Here is a 14969-nt window from a genome sequence, read left to right as displayed (position 1 = left end):
ATAAAAAAAAAGTATTTTTCTTTGTCTGTGGTTGCGATCACAAACCTGGCCATATCACGACAATGAGCGTCCCGGCCAGGGTTAACAACACGTTAGCGATAGCATAGGTACCGGCGTACCCCAGAGCAGGAATGTTGCTGCGCGCGGTGTCGCTGATGATTTCCATCGCCGGTGCACAGGTTCGTGCCCCCATCATTGCCCCGAACAGCAGCGCGCGGTTCATACGCAAAACATAGGCGCCGAACAGGAAGCATATGATGACCGGCACCAGGCTCACGATAAGGCCGGCAATCAGCATCTGGCCGCCTACCGCGCCGAGGCCGTTGCTGATGCCGCTACCCGCGCTCAGGCCTACCCCCGCCATAAACACCATCAGGCCAAACTCTTTCACCATGTTCAGCGCCCCTTGCGGGATGTAGCCGAAGGTCGGGTGGTTGGCGCGCAGGAAACCAAGCATAATACCGGCGAACAGCAGCCCGGCGGCGTTACCGACTCCAAAGCTAAACGAGCTGAACTGAAAGGTCACCATGCCTACCATCAGACCGATAACAAAGAAGGCGCAGAACGCCAGCAGGTCGGTAATCTGGCTGTGGATGGAGATAAAGCCGATGCGTTCGGCCACGGTTTTGACGCGCCTTGCGTCGCCGCTGACTTGTAAGACATCGCCTTTATTCAGCACGATGTTGTCGTCGATAGGCATTTCAATCTGGCTGCGGATCACGCGGTTCAGGAAGCAGCCGTGGTCGGTGAGCTTCAGCTGCGCCAGGCGGCGGCCCACGGCGTTGTGGTTCTTCACCACAATCTCTTCGGTAACGATACGCATGTCCAGCAGGTCGCGGTCAAAGACCTCTTTACCGTTTCTGAAGCTTGGGTCAAGGCGAGCATGCGAGTCAGGGTAGCCTACGAGGGAGATTTCATCGCCCATTTGCAGCACCGCATCCCCGTCCGGGTTGGCCAGAATGCCGTTGCGGCGAATACGTTCGATGTAGCAGCCGGTCTGGCGATAAATGCCCAGTTCGCGCAGGTTTTTGCCGTCGGCCCAGGCGACAAGCTCCGGCCCGACGCGGTAGGCGCGGATCACCGGGAGATAAACTTTGCGGCTGGCATCGGTATCGAGGCCGCGCTCGCGGGCAATCTGCTGGGCGCTGGTTTGTAAATCCTGATGCTGGAACTTCGGCAAATAGCGAGCGCCAACAATCAGGCTAACCAGGCCAATCAGGTAGGTCAGGGCATAGCCCAGGCTCAGGTTATCCAGCGAAGTCGCAAGCTGGGCGGCGGGAATGCTGGAATGACGAAGCGTATCGCCTGCACCGACCAGCACAGGCGTGGAGGTCATCGCCCCGGCGAGCATACCGGCGGTCAGGCCGATATCCCAGCCGAAAAGCTTGCCCAGGCCGAGGGCAATCAGCAGCGCGCTCCCGACCATGACCAGCGCAAGCATGAGGTAATTTTTGCCGTCGCGGAAGAAAATAGAAAAAAAGTTTGGTCCGGCTTCGACGCCCACGCAAAAAATGAACAGCATAAAACCAAGATTTAACGCGTCGGTATTGATCGAGAAATGTTGTTGCCCGAGTAATAAAGAGACCACTAAAACACCAATGGAATTACCCAGTTGCACCGGACCAAGGCGTAATTTGCCCAGGCAGAGTCCAAGCGTTAGTACAACAAATAACAAAAGGATGTAATTCCCGTTTAACAAATCTGCGACGTTTATATTCACGAAGGCTAACTTCTTGTTTACCAGTAAGCTGTTGAAAGAGATAGACTTATGCGCTAATGTTTTGACGGTTTCGTCAGTGACGACCGGCAACACATCACGCATCTAAATATCTCACGCGATGACCGAATTTCCGCCGCTAGTTTAATCTTTCTCAGTATCAGCGGCTAGTAAGAATATTGTGCTAATTGTGGCAATGCTTTATCGGCACGGATAGCCAAGGTTTTATCAAATCGGGTAAAGACTCTGCAGCGCGTTCAGGCGGGGTATTTACGAGCAGAAGCAGATGTCAGGAGGTAAAATGCACAGACGAGCGCAACGGTGGCTGGGGATTATCTGCTGCTTCGTGCTATTTATTCTGGTTTTTCTTTCGCTGCATTTAAATGTGATGGGGCGATTTATTGCAAGCGGACACTATGAGCTTGGGCTGCTGTTTTTCCTTTTTCCTGGTGGTGCAGCCAGCTTTTTCTCCCGAGACGATAGGGTGGTAAAACCGCTGGCTGGCGCAATGCTCGCTTCTCCGCTCTGCCTGTTGATGGCTCATCTGTTTTTACCCGTGACTCGTTCCTTCTGGCAGGAAGTGGCGTGGCTGCTCAGCGCGGTGTTTTGGTCATCCCTGGGTTCGCTTTGCTACCTTCTCTTTATCATGTGCCGTAACCGGATACGCAGCCATAAAAAAACCGACTCCTGAGAGTCGGTTTTTTCCGTTCGTAAAGCTTATTGCGCGGTCTGGAACAGGTTCAGGTGTTCTTTCGCGTAAGCTTCAAAATCAGTGCAGCCACCGATGTGCTGTTGATCCAGGAAGATCTGCGGCACGGTTTCAACCGGTTTACCCACGGTTTTTTCCAGGTCAGCTTTGGTAATGCCTTCGGCGTGGATATCAACATAGCGGAAGTTGAAGTCATCACGCTCGGCGGTCAGTTTCTCAGCCAGTTCTTTAGCGCGAACACAATATGGGCAGCCAGGGCGTCCAAAAATTACTGCAAACATGCTCTCTCCTCAGTTTTTATGGCCGATACTAACCGGCGAATGAGCCTATAATGCCGACATCCGTCACATTTTGAAAGAAGGTCGTGCCTGTTAGTTTAATGCCCGTAGGCTATCTGACGTTGCCCGCACCAATCGCCAGTGCAACGGCGGCTATAGTCATGGTATTTATTGGGCCTGGGCCGATGCAGCCCGATTCTGCTTCGAAACACTCTGATTTAAAAAAGCCAAAGGAAAACAGCGATGACGCCGACCATTGATCTGCTTCGTTCTCACCGATCAATCCGCCATTTTACCGGTGAACCTATTACCGACGAGCAGCGCGAGGCCATTATTGCCGGCGCACAGGCGGCCTCCAGCTCTAGCTTCCTACAGTGCAGCTCGATCGTTCGTATTACCGATAAGGCGCTGCGTGAACAGCTGGTGCCGCTAACGGGCGGCCAGAAGCACGTGGCGGAAGCGGCCGAGTTTTGGGTCTTTTGCGCCGACTTTAACCGCAACCTGCAAATTTGCCCGGATGCCCAGCTTGGGCTGGCGGAGCAGCTTCTGCTGGGGGCGGTAGACACCGCCATTCTTGCGCAAAATGCCTTTACCGCCGCGGAGTCTCTGGGGCTGGGTGGCGTCTATATCGGCGGCATCCGTAACAATATTGAGACGGTAGGAGAGCTGCTGGGCGTGCCGAAGTACGTACTGCCGCTGTTTGGCCTTTGCCTGGGCTGGCCTGCCGATACGCCGGATATCAAGCCACGCATGCCCGCCGCGATGCTGGTGCATGAAAACCGCTATCAGCCGCTCAACAGGCCGCTGCTTGACGAATACGACGAGCAGCTTGCGCAGTACTATCTAAGCCGGGACAGCAACACGCGCCGCGACACCTGGAGCGACCACATCAGCCGCACTATCATCAAAGAAAACCGTCCTTTTATCCTCGATTATCTGCACAAGCAGGGTTGGGCGACCCGCTAATCAACGCGGCGGCCAGGCTGCTATAACGGCGATTGATACATTTTCAGTATTAATCGTTGCCCCAAACGGTATTGGTTTCATCCCTCGGTGAGTCGTTATAACTGCTGAAGTTATAACGACAATCTGACAAGGAACCTCCTATGCCAACGCCTGTTTTTGATAACGCTCCCTTCTACGCGGCCGACATTATTCGCTCCCGAATTAACGGTCTGGTACCTCGCATTGCTTTCATTCTTGGCTCCGGGCTGGGAGAGCTGGCGGAAAAAATCGACTCCCCCATTGTTTTTTCATACGAAGAGTTACCGGGATTCCCCGTCAGCACCGTCCACGGTCATGCAGGTGAACTGGTCGTCGGCACGCTGGCTGGCGTACCGGTGGCCTGTATGAAAGGGCGAGGGCACTTTTATGAAGGTCGCGGGATGTCGGTGATGACCAGCGCAATTCGTACTTTTAAGCTGCTGGGATGCGAAATTTTGTTTTCGACCAACGCCGCCGGTTCGCTACGCCCAGAGGTGGAGCCGGGGAGCCTGGTTGCTCTCAGCGATCATATCAATACCATGCCGGGCACCCCGACCGTTGGGCCAAATGATGAGCGGTTTGGCGAACGCTTTTTCTCGCTGGCAAACGCCTATGATGCCGACTACCGCGCGGTGCTGCAGCAGGTTGCGCGCGAGCAGGGCTTCCAACTGCACGAAGGGGTGTTTGTTTCTTATCCGGGGCCCAACTTCGAAACCGCAGCGGAAATTCGCATGATGCAAATCATTGGCGGCCACGTGGTGGGGATGTCGGTTGTGCCAGAGGTCATCAGCGCTCGCCATTGCGGCCTGAAGGTGGTTGCCGTCTCGGCAATTACGAACCTTGCTGAAGGGCTGGGCAGTATTCAGCTTTCCCACGAGCAGACGCTGAAAGCGGCTGCATTGTCGCGCCAGAACTTCATTAACCTGATTTGCGGCTTCCTCGGCAAACTGGCCTGATCCTCACTGACCACGGCAGGGAAAACAGATGGCGATTAAACTCCGCTTAAAAATCATGCTGTTTTTGCAATACTTTATCTGGGGGGCGTGGTTGGTCACTTTTGGATCTTACATGATCAATACGCTCGGCTTTAAAGGCGCAGATGTTGGCATGGTTTACAGTACCAAAGGGCTTGCTGCGCTGCTGATGCCGGGACTCATCGGGATTGTTGCCGACAAATGGCTCCCGGCTAATCGGGTGTACTCTCTCTGCCATTTTGTGGGGGCGGGGATGCTGGTCTGGGCGGCCAGTATCAACCAGCCGGGGCTGATGTTTTGGGCTATGCTGGGCAATGCGCTGGCCTTTATGCCAACCATCGCATTGTCCAATACCGTGTCTTACGCTTGCCTGGAAAAAGCCGGTCTGGATACGATTAGCCATTTCCCGCCGGTGCGGGTGTTTGGCACGGTGGGGTTTATTGCGGCCATGTGGACCGTCAGCCTGATGCGTATAGAGCTGAGCAGCATGCAGCTCTATATTGCCGCCGCTGCTTCTGGATTGCTTGCACTCTATGCGCTTACGCTACCGACCATTCCGGTGATAAAAAGCCAGGCCGCGCGCAGCTGGGTAAGTCGCCTGGGGCTGGACGCGTTTGTGCTGTTCAAAAAGCCGCGGATGGCGGTTTTTTTCCTGTTCGCCATGCTGCTTGGCGCGGTGCTGCAAATCACCAATACTTTTGGCAACCCTTTCCTGCATGATTTCGCCCGCCAGCCGGCCTTTGCCGACAGCTTTGTGGTGCAGTATCCCTCAATTTTGTTGTCCGTTTCACAGATGTCGGAAGTGGTCTTTATTTTGACGATCCCCTTCTTCCTGCGTCGTTTTGGCATTAAGCAGGTCATGCTGATGAGCATGGTCGCCTGGGTGCTGCGTTTTGCGCTGTTTGCCTGGGGCGATCCTTCTGCTTTTGGTTTTGTGCTGCTGTTGCTCTCGATGGTGGTGTATGGCTGCGCGTTCGATTTCTTTAATATCTCAGGTTCCGTCTTTGTTGAGCAGGAGGTGGACTCACGCATTCGCGCCAGCGCGCAAGGGCTGTTTATGACGATGGTGAACGGGATTGGGGCGTATCTGGGGGCGATTGTCAGCGGCTACGTGGTGGATTATTTCACCACGGATGGGGTCAAAGACTGGCCGACCATCTGGCTGGTATTTGCAGGCTATGCGCTGGTGCTTGCCGTGGTCTTTCACTTTAGCTTCCACTATCGCCACGGCCGGGAGCTTGATTCTTCGGCATCGCTCGCACATTAAGGCTCCCGGCCTTACAGCAAGCGTAGGTGATGGTAATTTATGAGGCTTGCTACTCAGGGAGCCTCATGAATACATCTCAGCGTATTTATCGCACTGACCTTAAACTCTTGCGTTATTTTCAGGCCGTGGCCGAGGAGCTGCACTTTGGCAGGGCCGCCGCGCGGCTGAACATGTCGCAACCTCCTCTGAGCTTCCATATTAAAGAGCTGGAGGCCCAGTTGGGCACCGTGCTTTTTATTCGCCATTCCCGGCACGTGGCGTTAACCCATGCAGGTGTTGTTCTGCTGGAAGAGACAAAGCAGCTGCTTAACAACGCCAGCCTTGCGCTGGCGAGGGTTGAGCAGATTGGGCGGGGGGAAGGAGGGCGAATTCAGTTAGGGATTGTCGGGACCGCCATCTGGGGCGGGCTGCGCCTTGGGCTGCAGCGGTTTATTGCTGACTATCCGGCCATTGATGTGACCTTTCGCGAAAAGTCCCCGGGGGATCAGCTCGTGCTGCTTGGTCGCCACGAAATTGATGCCGGTATCTGGCGGATGGAGACTTGCCCGCCGGGCGGTCTGCAAAGCGAAAAGCTGCATGAGGCGACATTTATGGTCGCGCTGCCGGAGCAGCACCCGTTAGCCCGCCAGCAGACGGTGGACATTACCCAACTGCGGCACGAGCCGTTCGTGACGATGACTGCCATTCACTCAGACTGGACTTTCCTGCAGCGCGTGTGTCGTGAAGCTGGTTTTATGCCCCGGGTTGTTCGTGAGGCGGTGGAGCCGCAAACCGTGCTGGCTCTGGTGAGCATCGGTTTTGGGCTAACCATTATGGCCGATAGCTATGCGCAAATGAGCTGGCCCGGCGTGGTGTTTCGCCCGCCAACCCGGCCCATACCCGCCGATCTTTATGCTGTCTTCGATCCGGTGCATCTCACTTCGACCACAAAGCAATTAATTGAGGCACTTAAGCAGTCTCCGGCCGATTACCCCATCGTTGAAAGGTGAGGGCAGTGATATGATGGCCTGGCGGTTAATTTTGGTCTGGTTGCTCAGAGGTGCAGGTTGAAAATCGCTATATTATCCCGGGATGGAACGCTCTATTCATGCAAGCGCCTGCGCGAGGCGGCAACGCGTCGTGGCCACCAGGTGGAAATCATCGATCCCCTTTCTTGTTATATGAACATCAATCCGGCCGCGCCCTCAGTGCACTACAAGGGGCGACAGCTGCCGCATTACGATGCGGTGATCCCGCGCATCGGCTCGGCTATCACCTTTTACGGCACGGCGGTGCTGCGCCAGTTCGAAATGCTGGGAAGCTACCCGCTGAATGAGTCGGTGGCGATTACGCGTGCGCGGGACAAACTGCGTTCGCTGCAGCTGCTGGCGAAGCAGGGTATCGACCTGCCGGTGACGGGGTTTGCCCATTCTCCGGACGACACCAGTGACCTTATTGATATGGTGGGCGGTGCGCCGCTGGTGGTGAAGCTTGTTGAGGGCACGCAGGGCATTGGCGTGGTGCTGGCCGAAACTCGGCAGGCGGCAGAGAGCGTGATTGACGCGTTTCGCGGCCTGAATGCCCACATCCTGGTGCAGGAATACATCAAAGAGGCCAAAGGGCGAGATATTCGCTGCCTGGTGGTGGGTGATGAGGTGGTCGCGGCTATTGAACGGCAGGCGAAGCCTGGAGATTTTCGTTCTAATCTGCATCGTGGCGGCGTGGCGCATCAGGTGACGATTACCGAGCTTGAGCGCGAAGTGGCGCTAAAGGCGGCCAGCACGCTGGGGCTGGACATTGCCGGGGTCGATATTTTACGTGCCGATCGCGGTCCGCTAGTGATGGAGGTGAATGCCTCGCCTGGGCTGGAAGGCATTGAAAATACAAGCGGTGTCGATATCGCCGGTTTGATGATCAAATGGATAGAGCAGCAGGCGCGTCCTGGGTACTGTCTTAAAACCGGGGGATAATCGCCAAATCGGCGCTTATGCATAGTATGACGTGTCATTTTTGCGTAAGATGGCACGTTAATTTTTGAACCGGTAATGAGGTTTTTGCGTTTATGGATTCACTCGTCGTCCCTACTCTGGACACTTTACGCCGCTGGCTGGATGAAATCGGCGTAACCTTCTTCGAGTGCGATACCTGCCAGGCATTGCATTTGCCCCATATGCAGAACTTCGATGGCGTATACGACGCGAAAATCGATCTTGTGGACAACATCATCCTGTTTTCCGCGCTGGCTGAGGTGAAGCCGTCTGCACTGCTGCCGCTGGCGTCTGATTTATCCTCGATTAACGCCAGTTCGCTGACCGTGAAAGCGTTCCTCGACATACAGGATGATAATCTGCCGAAGCTGGTGGTTTGCCAGTCTTTATCTTCCTCGGTAGGCATTACCCGTGAGCAGTTTGCCGCTTTCGTTCAGCAGAGCGAAGAGCAGGTTTCAATGGTGATTCTTGAGGCCTGCGCCAATCAGCTGCTGTTCGTGACTGAAGAAGAAGAGCGCGACAGCACAATTATTCATACTCACTCTGTGCACTGATCCTTCCTTATTTTAACGCAGCGGCCACCAGCGCCGCCGCGTTCCGCATGTTTTTATTCTGTCATATTGCCGTCACACCAAAACAAATCCCTGCCATAAGGCGAGTTTTCGCCGCCTGTATAGACGAAAGATGCCTGGAAAGTTGATAAAAGGCGTTTTTTCATCCGGGCTATAGTCGCCAACCCTGGCTACAGTTATTCTTGCGTGGCTCGTAAAAACGAGCACGTCTGCGTGAAGATATCCCAAATTCTTTTTCTGCAGAATGAATAGAGATGCATGAATTTTGCATGTTGAAAACAGCATGCGGCGAATGCGGATATGCCACATTGCGTAAATTCGGCTCATTCGAGCCCGGTTTGGCCTTTATTCAGAAGGAATGAAATTATGTTCGACCAACGTAAAAAATGGTTGTCGGGGATGGTTGCCGGTGCGCTGATGGCAGCTTCTGCTGCCAGCTTGGCCGCCGAACAAAAGACGCTGCACGTCTATAACTGGTCTGACTATATCGCGCCGGATACCCTGGCAAACTTCACCAAAGAGACCGGTATCAAGGTGGTCTACGACGTGTTTGATTCCAACGAGGTACTGGAAGGGAAACTGATGGCGGGCAGCACGGGCTATGACCTGGTAGTGCCGTCTTCGCAGTTCCTCGAGCGTCAGGCACAGGCCGGTATTTTCGAGCCGCTGGATAAAAGCAAACTGCCGAATTACAAAAATCTCGACCCGGAAATGCTCAAGCTGGTGGCGCAAAACGACCACGACAATAAATACGGCATTCCGTACATGATGGTGACCACCGGCATCGGTTATAACGTCGATAAGGTCAAAGCCGCGCTCGGTAAAGATGCGCCGGTCGACAGCTGGGATCTGATCCTCAAGCCGGAAAACCTCGAAAAACTGAAAAGCTGTGGCGTGTCATTCCTGGATGCTCCGAGTGAAATTTACGCCACCGTGCTGCACTATCTGGGCAAAGATCCTAACAGCACCAACGCGGCAGACTATACCGGCGCGGCTAACGATCTGCTGCTGAAGCTGCGGCCGAATATTCGCTACTTCCACTCCTCGCAGTACATCAACGACCTGGCTAACGGCGACATCTGCGTGGCGATTGGCTGGTCCGGCGATATCCTGCAGGCGGCAAACCGCGCCAAAGAAGCTAAAAATGGCGTGAATATTGCTTATACCATTCCTAAGGAAGGCGCGATGGTCTACTTCGATATGTTTGCCCTGCCGACAGACGCGAAGAACAAAGACGAAGCGTATCAGTTCCTGAACTACCTGATGAAGCCGGACGTCATTGCCAACATCAGTAATCATATTTATTACGCGAACGCCAACAAAGAGGCCACGCCGTTACTGAGTGAGGAAGTCCGCAGCAACCCTGGGATTTACCCGCCGGCGGATATTCGTGCCAAGCTGTTCACACAAACGGTAATGCCGGCGAAGATTGACCGGGTTATCACCCGCGCGTGGACTAAGGTTAAAACAGGCAAGTAAGTCCTGAAACGTCCTGATACCGGGCGGTTGCACCAGAGTTGTGCAATCGCCCCAGCCTTAACGGAAGCCCTTGTTTCCGGGCGGGCTAAAAGTACGGCAACCGGGCCGTACCTTCTTTTTGCTTTTGCCGGAGAGCAACAGAATTGAACGACGCAATCCCTCGCCCGCAGTCCAAAACACCGAAAGCGCTGACTCCGCTGCTGGAAATTCGTAACCTCACCAAATCTTTTGATGGCCAGCACGCCGTGGATGACGTCAGCCTGACCATCTATAAAGGCGAAATTTTTGCTTTACTGGGCGCTTCCGGCTGCGGCAAGTCTACGCTGCTGCGAATGCTGGCGGGTTTTGAGCAGCCAAGCGCCGGGCAAATCATGCTGGATGGCGTCGATTTGTCCCATGTGCCGCCTTACCAGCGCCCGATCAACATGATGTTCCAGTCCTATGCGTTGTTCCCGCACATGACCGTGGAGCAGAACATTGCGTTTGGCCTCAAGCAGGACAAGCTGCCGAAAGCGGAAATTACCAGCCGGGTAGCGGAAATGCTCACCCTGGTGCATATGCAGGAGTTTGCGAAACGTAAACCTCACCAGCTTTCCGGCGGCCAGCGCCAGCGAGTGGCGCTGGCCCGCAGCCTGGCTAAGCGCCCCAAACTGCTGCTGCTCGACGAGCCTATGGGCGCGCTGGATAAAAAGCTGCGCGACCGCATGCAGCTTGAAGTGGTGGATATTCTTGAGCGCGTCGGCGTGACCTGCGTGATGGTGACCCACGACCAGGAAGAGGCGATGACCATGGCCGGGCGAATTGCGATCATGAATCGCGGTAAGTTCGTGCAGATTGGCGAGCCGGAAGAGATTTATGAGCACCCAACCACCCGTTACAGCGCGGAGTTTATCGGGTCGGTGAACGTCTTCGAAGGGTTGCTGAAAGAGCGGCAGGACGGTGGGCTGGTGATTGACAGCCCGGGACTGGTGCATCCGCTGAAGGTGGATCCTGACGCATCGGTGGTTGACGGTGTGCCGGTCTTTGTCGCGCTGCGCCCGGAAAAGGTGATGCTTTGTGAGGAGCCGCCGGCCGATGGCTATAACTTTGCCGTCGGAGAAGTGGTGCACATCGCTTATCTCGGCGATCTCTCTATCTATCACGTTCGCCTGAAAAGCGGGCAGATGATCAGCGCTCAGCTGCAGAACGAACATCGCTACCGTAAAGGGGCGCCCACGTGGGGGGATGAAGTTCGCCTGTGTTGGGATGCCGACAGCTGTGTGGTTCTGACGGTTTAAGGGGGCAAGATGACAACTTTTTCTGACGGCCCGACAGAGCCTGCCGTACCTCAGCCCGGCGGCGTGAAGCGCTGGTTTTCTCGCCTGTGGATAGCTCACGGGCGCAAGCTGGTGATTGCGCCGCCGTATTTATGGCTGATCCTGCTGTTTATGCTGCCGTTCCTGATCGTTTTTAAGATCAGTTTTTCGGAAATTGCCCGGGCGATCCCGCCTTACAGCGATCTGGTGAGTTGGGCCGACGGGCAGCTGTCGATCACCCTGAATCTGGCCAACTACTTCCAGCTGACGGACGATCCGCTCTATTTTGAGGCCTATCTGCAGTCGCTGCAGGTGGCGGCGATTTCAACGCTGTGCTGCCTGGCGCTGGGCTATCCGCTCGCCTGGGCGATAGCGCACAGCAAACCTTCAACGCGCAATATTCTGCTGCTGTTGGTTATTCTGCCTTCATGGACCTCGTTCTTGATCCGCGTGTACGCGTGGATGGGTATCCTGAAAAACAACGGCATTTTGAATAATGTGCTGATCTGGCTTGGGGTTATCGACCAGCCGCTGACGATTCTGCACACTAACCTGGCAGTCTATATCGGCATTGTTTATGCCTATCTGCCGTTTATGGTGTTGCCGATTTATACCGCGCTAACGCGCATTGATTATTCGCTGGTGGAGGCTTCGTTAGATCTCGGTGCCCGCCCGTTGAAAACCTTCTTTAGCGTGATTGTGCCGCTGACCAAAGGCGGGATTATCGCGGGTTCAATGCTGGTATTTATCCCGGCGGTAGGGGAGTTCGTTATTCCGGAACTGCTTGGCGGGCCGGACAGCATCATGATTGGCCGCGTCCTGTGGCAGGAATTCTTTAATAACCGCGACTGGCCGGTGGCCTCTGCCGTGGCGATTATCATGCTCCTGCTGCTTATCGTGCCGATCATGTGGTTCCACAAGTACCAGAACAAAGCGGCGGAGGATCACGCATGAACAACTTACCGGTCGTGCGTTCCCCGTGGCGTATTCTGATCCTGGTCATCGGCTTTACCTTTCTGTATGCGCCAATGCTGATGCTGGTTATCTACTCGTTTAACAGTTCTAAACTGGTAACGGTATGGGCCGGCTGGTCCACGCGCTGGTACGGCGAGCTGTTCCGTGATTCGGCAATGATGAACGCCGTTGGCCTGAGCCTGACCATCGCTGCGGCCGCCGCTACGATGGCCGTTATCCTCGGGACGATTGCCGCCGTGGTGATGGTGCGTTTTGGACGCTTCCGTGGCTCAAACGGCTTTGCTTTTATGCTGACCGCGCCGCTGGTTATGCCGGATGTTATCACCGGGCTTTCGCTGCTGCTGCTGTTCGTGGCCCTGGCGCACGCGATAGGCTGGCCGAGCGACAGGGGCATGCTCACCATCTGGCTGGCGCATGTCACGTTCTGTACCGCGTATGTTTCGGTGGTGATTAGCTCTCGCCTGCGCGAGCTGGATCGTTCCATTGAAGAAGCGGCAATGGATCTTGGTGCGACGCCGTTAAAGGTATTCTTTGTGATTACCGTGCCGATGATTTCGCCTGCGATTATCTCCGGCTGGCTGCTGGCGTTTACGCTTTCTCTTGATGACCTGGTGATTGCCAGCTTCGTTTCGGGGCCGGGTGCGACCACGCTGCCGATGCTGGTGTTTTCCAACGTTCGTATGGGGGTTAATCCGGAAATTAACGCTTTGGCGTCGATTATTCTTGGCGTTGTGGGCGTTATCGGCTTGATTGCATGGTGGTTTATGGCGCGGGCAGAAAAGCAGCGCCTGCGCGATATCCAGAGTGCAAGACGTAGTTAAACCGCCTAAAATCTGCAATGATGTGCCTTCGGTGCCGCGCCTGTCGCGGCACCGTGACGTAAGGAACGCGAGGTTGTGGAAATTATCAGGAAACAGCGGTCATCTCATGCAAAATTAAACGTCCCCACGCTGGTTATGGTGGCGGCTATCGGTATCGTCACTACCCGATGCCTCGATTTGCTGCTGCTAGTGAATATGCTTGGGGTTAGCGGGGTGATGGATTTTGTGCATCGCAGCGTACAAACCTGGCCCCTGACGCTGGTGTTTCTCGGCAGCCTGGTGATGCTTTTTGTCGAACTGCGCTGCGCGTTCGTGATAATCAAAGGACGCAACTGGGGACGCTGGGTGTTCCTGCTGACCCAAATTATTTCCGTGACTTATTTGTCTCTGGCCTCGCTTGGCTGGGGGTATCCGGAATTATTCAGTATCTCCGGCGGCACAAAACGTGAGATCTTCCGTTCGCTGTTCACCCAAAAGCTGCCTGATATTCTGGTGCTGCTCCTGCTGTTTGTCCCCGCCCGCAGCCGGCTTTTTTTCAGACTTCAGTAAGCGCAGAGTGCTACAATCTGCGCCCTCGTTTTTTCTCAGGGTTTTCCTATGCAATGCGCGCTCTATGATGCTGGCCGCTGTCGTTCCTGCCAGTGGATTGAACAACCGGTTGAAGACCAGCTTTCCGCCAAAATGACCGATCTCCGGCAGCTGCTGGACGGGATTGCGGTGGGCGAGTGGTACAAGCCGGTCAGCGGCCCTGAGCAGGCGTTTCGTAACAAAGCTAAAATGGTGGTCAGCGGCAGCGTGGAAAAACCGCTGCTGGGGATGCTGCACCGTGACGGTACGCCCGAAGATTTAACCGATTGCCCGCTTTATCCGGCTTCTTTTGAGCCTGTTTTTGCGGCGCTGAAGCCGTTTATTGCTCGTGCGGGATTAACGCCCTATAACGTGGCGCGCAAGCGTGGGGAACTGAAGTATCTGCTGCTGACCGAAAGCCAGGCGGATGGCGGCATGATGCTGCGCTTTGTATTACGTTCGCAAAGCAAGCTGGAGCAGCTGAAAGCGGCGCTGCCGTGGCTCCAGCAGCAACTGCCACAGCTCAAGGTGATTTCGGCCAATATTCAGCCGGTACATATGGCGATTATGGAAGGTGAGCAGGAAATCCCGCTGACCGAACAGCGTGCTCTCGAAGAAGTCTTCAACGGCGTGCCGCTGTTTATTCGCCCGCAGAGCTTCTTCCAGACCAATCCGCAGGTGGCTTCCCAACTGTATGCCACCGCCCGCGACTGGGTGCGAGAGCTGCCGGTCAACCATATGTGGGATTTGTTCTGCGGCGTCGGCGGTTTTGGGCTGCATTGCGCCACGCCGGAGATGAAGCTAACCGGGATAGAAATCGCCCCGGAAGCGATTGCCAGCGCGAAGCAGTCGGCCGAAAAGCTGGGTCTGCATAATCTTCATTTTCAGGCGCTGGATTCCACGCAGTTTGCCGTCGCCCAGCAGGATATCCCGCAGCTGGTGCTGGTGAACCCGCCGCGTCGAGGCATTGGCAAAGCGCTTTGTGATTACCTGACGCAGATGGCTCCGGGGCATATCGTCTATTCGAGCTGCAACGCCCAGACCATGGCGAAGGATATTAAGATGCTGCCGGGTTACCGCGTGGTGCGTACCCAGCTGTTTGATATGTTCCCGCATACTTCACACTACGAGGTGTTGACGCTGCTGGAGTATTGTCCTTCGTCCTGACATTAACCTGTTCTGGGTATGTCTGTTAGCCCGTGGTTTTTCCGTTCACCTACCGAATGGGTATCTCTGCACGTTCCGTAAGCGGTGAACATGTCAGGTGGCATTACGCCATGCCCCCTGACGACCCCCGGCGCCCGACGAGATCATCGCCGCTGAAGCGTAAACCCACCGGTTATGAGAGCCGGGAACAAATCTTC

Annotated in this window: 16 protein-coding genes; 14 read left to right on the top strand and 2 right to left on the bottom strand. The window is 55.1% G+C overall.

Annotated features, from left to right (window positions below; genetic code table 11):
• Positions 1-37: 37 nt before the first annotated feature.
• Positions 38-1720: an aspartate:alanine antiporter gene (locus ACE38U_RS21540; RefSeq protein WP_038482818.1), complete on the bottom strand. Its 1683-nt coding sequence runs from the start codon at positions 1718-1720 to the stop codon at positions 38-40.
• Positions 1721-2018: 298 nt separating this feature from the next.
• Here ACE38U_RS21540 and ACE38U_RS21535 point away from each other — a divergent pair, with 298 nt between their 5' ends.
• Entirely contained in the window at positions 2019-2408 is a 390-nt protein-coding gene (locus ACE38U_RS21535) for an inner membrane protein YbjM (RefSeq protein ID WP_038474206.1), read from the top strand.
• 26 nt (positions 2409-2434) lie between these two features.
• On the opposite strand, the gene ACE38U_RS21530 is transcribed toward ACE38U_RS21535, so the two are convergent.
• Positions 2435-2707: a GrxA family glutaredoxin gene (locus ACE38U_RS21530; RefSeq protein ID WP_038474203.1), complete on the bottom strand. Its 273-nt coding sequence runs from the start codon at positions 2705-2707 to the stop codon at positions 2435-2437.
• Positions 2708-2805: 98 nt separating this feature from the next.
• On the opposite strand from ACE38U_RS21530, the gene ACE38U_RS21525 reads away from it, so the two are divergent.
• From ACE38U_RS21525 to rlmC, 13 genes are all read left to right on the top strand, one after another.
• Positions 2806-2964, top strand: coding sequence for a YbjC family protein (locus tag ACE38U_RS21525; RefSeq protein ID WP_144244088.1), 159 nt, complete (start codon positions 2806-2808; stop codon positions 2962-2964).
• On the top strand, positions 2948-3670 hold the full coding sequence (gene nfsA / locus ACE38U_RS21520; RefSeq protein ID WP_375530505.1) for an oxygen-insensitive NADPH nitroreductase: 723 nt from the start codon (positions 2948-2950) through the stop codon (positions 3668-3670). The genes ACE38U_RS21525 and nfsA overlap by 17 nt, the downstream gene beginning before the upstream one ends.
• A gap of 140 nt (positions 3671-3810) precedes the next feature.
• Positions 3811-4644 carry a xanthosine phosphorylase gene (gene xapA, locus ACE38U_RS21515; RefSeq protein WP_375530504.1) on the top strand — a complete coding sequence of 278 codons (834 nt, stop codon included), beginning with the start codon at positions 3811-3813 and terminating at the stop codon, positions 4642-4644.
• A 28-nt stretch (positions 4645-4672) separates the two neighbouring features.
• Complete coding sequence (locus ACE38U_RS21510; RefSeq protein ID WP_038474193.1) at positions 4673-5929, top strand: nucleoside permease; 1257 nt, start codon at positions 4673-4675, stop codon at positions 5927-5929.
• Between the two features lie 65 nt (positions 5930-5994).
• On the top strand, positions 5995-6918 hold the full coding sequence (locus tag ACE38U_RS21505; protein WP_176982214.1) for a LysR family transcriptional regulator: 924 nt from the start codon (positions 5995-5997) through the stop codon (positions 6916-6918).
• 57 nt (positions 6919-6975) lie between these two features.
• Positions 6976-7878, top strand: a complete 903-nt coding sequence (gene rimK / locus ACE38U_RS21500) for a 30S ribosomal protein S6--L-glutamate ligase (RefSeq protein ID WP_176982213.1) — start codon at positions 6976-6978, stop codon at positions 7876-7878.
• A 92-nt stretch (positions 7879-7970) separates the two neighbouring features.
• The gene (locus tag ACE38U_RS21495; protein WP_038474184.1) at positions 7971-8450 is read left to right on the top strand and encodes a YbjN domain-containing protein; all 480 of its coding nucleotides are present in this window, start codon (positions 7971-7973) and stop codon (positions 8448-8450) included.
• 384 nt (positions 8451-8834) lie between these two features.
• Complete coding sequence (gene potF / locus ACE38U_RS21490; protein ID WP_176982212.1) at positions 8835-9947, top strand: spermidine/putrescine ABC transporter substrate-binding protein PotF; 1113 nt, start codon at positions 8835-8837, stop codon at positions 9945-9947.
• A 143-nt stretch (positions 9948-10090) separates the two neighbouring features.
• Positions 10091-11224, top strand: a complete 1134-nt coding sequence (gene potG, locus ACE38U_RS21485; RefSeq protein WP_375530503.1) for a putrescine ABC transporter ATP-binding subunit PotG — start codon at positions 10091-10093, stop codon at positions 11222-11224.
• 9 nt (positions 11225-11233) lie between these two features.
• Entirely contained in the window at positions 11234-12196 is a 963-nt protein-coding gene (gene potH, locus ACE38U_RS21480; RefSeq protein WP_375530502.1) for a putrescine ABC transporter permease PotH, read from the top strand.
• Positions 12193-13038, top strand: coding sequence for a putrescine ABC transporter permease PotI (gene potI, locus ACE38U_RS21475; protein ID WP_038474171.1), 846 nt, complete (start codon positions 12193-12195; stop codon positions 13036-13038). The genes potH and potI overlap by 4 nt, the downstream gene beginning before the upstream one ends.
• 75 nt (positions 13039-13113) lie before the next feature.
• A complete protein-coding gene (locus ACE38U_RS21470) occupies positions 13114-13587 on the top strand; it encodes a YbjO family protein (RefSeq protein WP_176982211.1) in 474 nt (157 codons plus the stop codon).
• 48 nt (positions 13588-13635) lie between these two features.
• Positions 13636-14772, top strand: coding sequence for a 23S rRNA (uracil(747)-C(5))-methyltransferase RlmC (gene rlmC / locus ACE38U_RS21465; RefSeq protein WP_375530501.1), 1137 nt, complete (start codon positions 13636-13638; stop codon positions 14770-14772).
• Positions 14773-14969 lie beyond the last annotated feature (197 nt).

It is taken from the genome of Cedecea selenatireducens (genome assembly GCF_042138895.1).
GTDB classification, from domain to species: Bacteria; Pseudomonadota; Gammaproteobacteria; order Enterobacterales; family Enterobacteriaceae; genus Cedecea; species Cedecea selenatireducens.
Note: the sequence above shows the minus strand (reverse complement) of the source record. Positions and strands in the feature narration are given on the sequence as shown.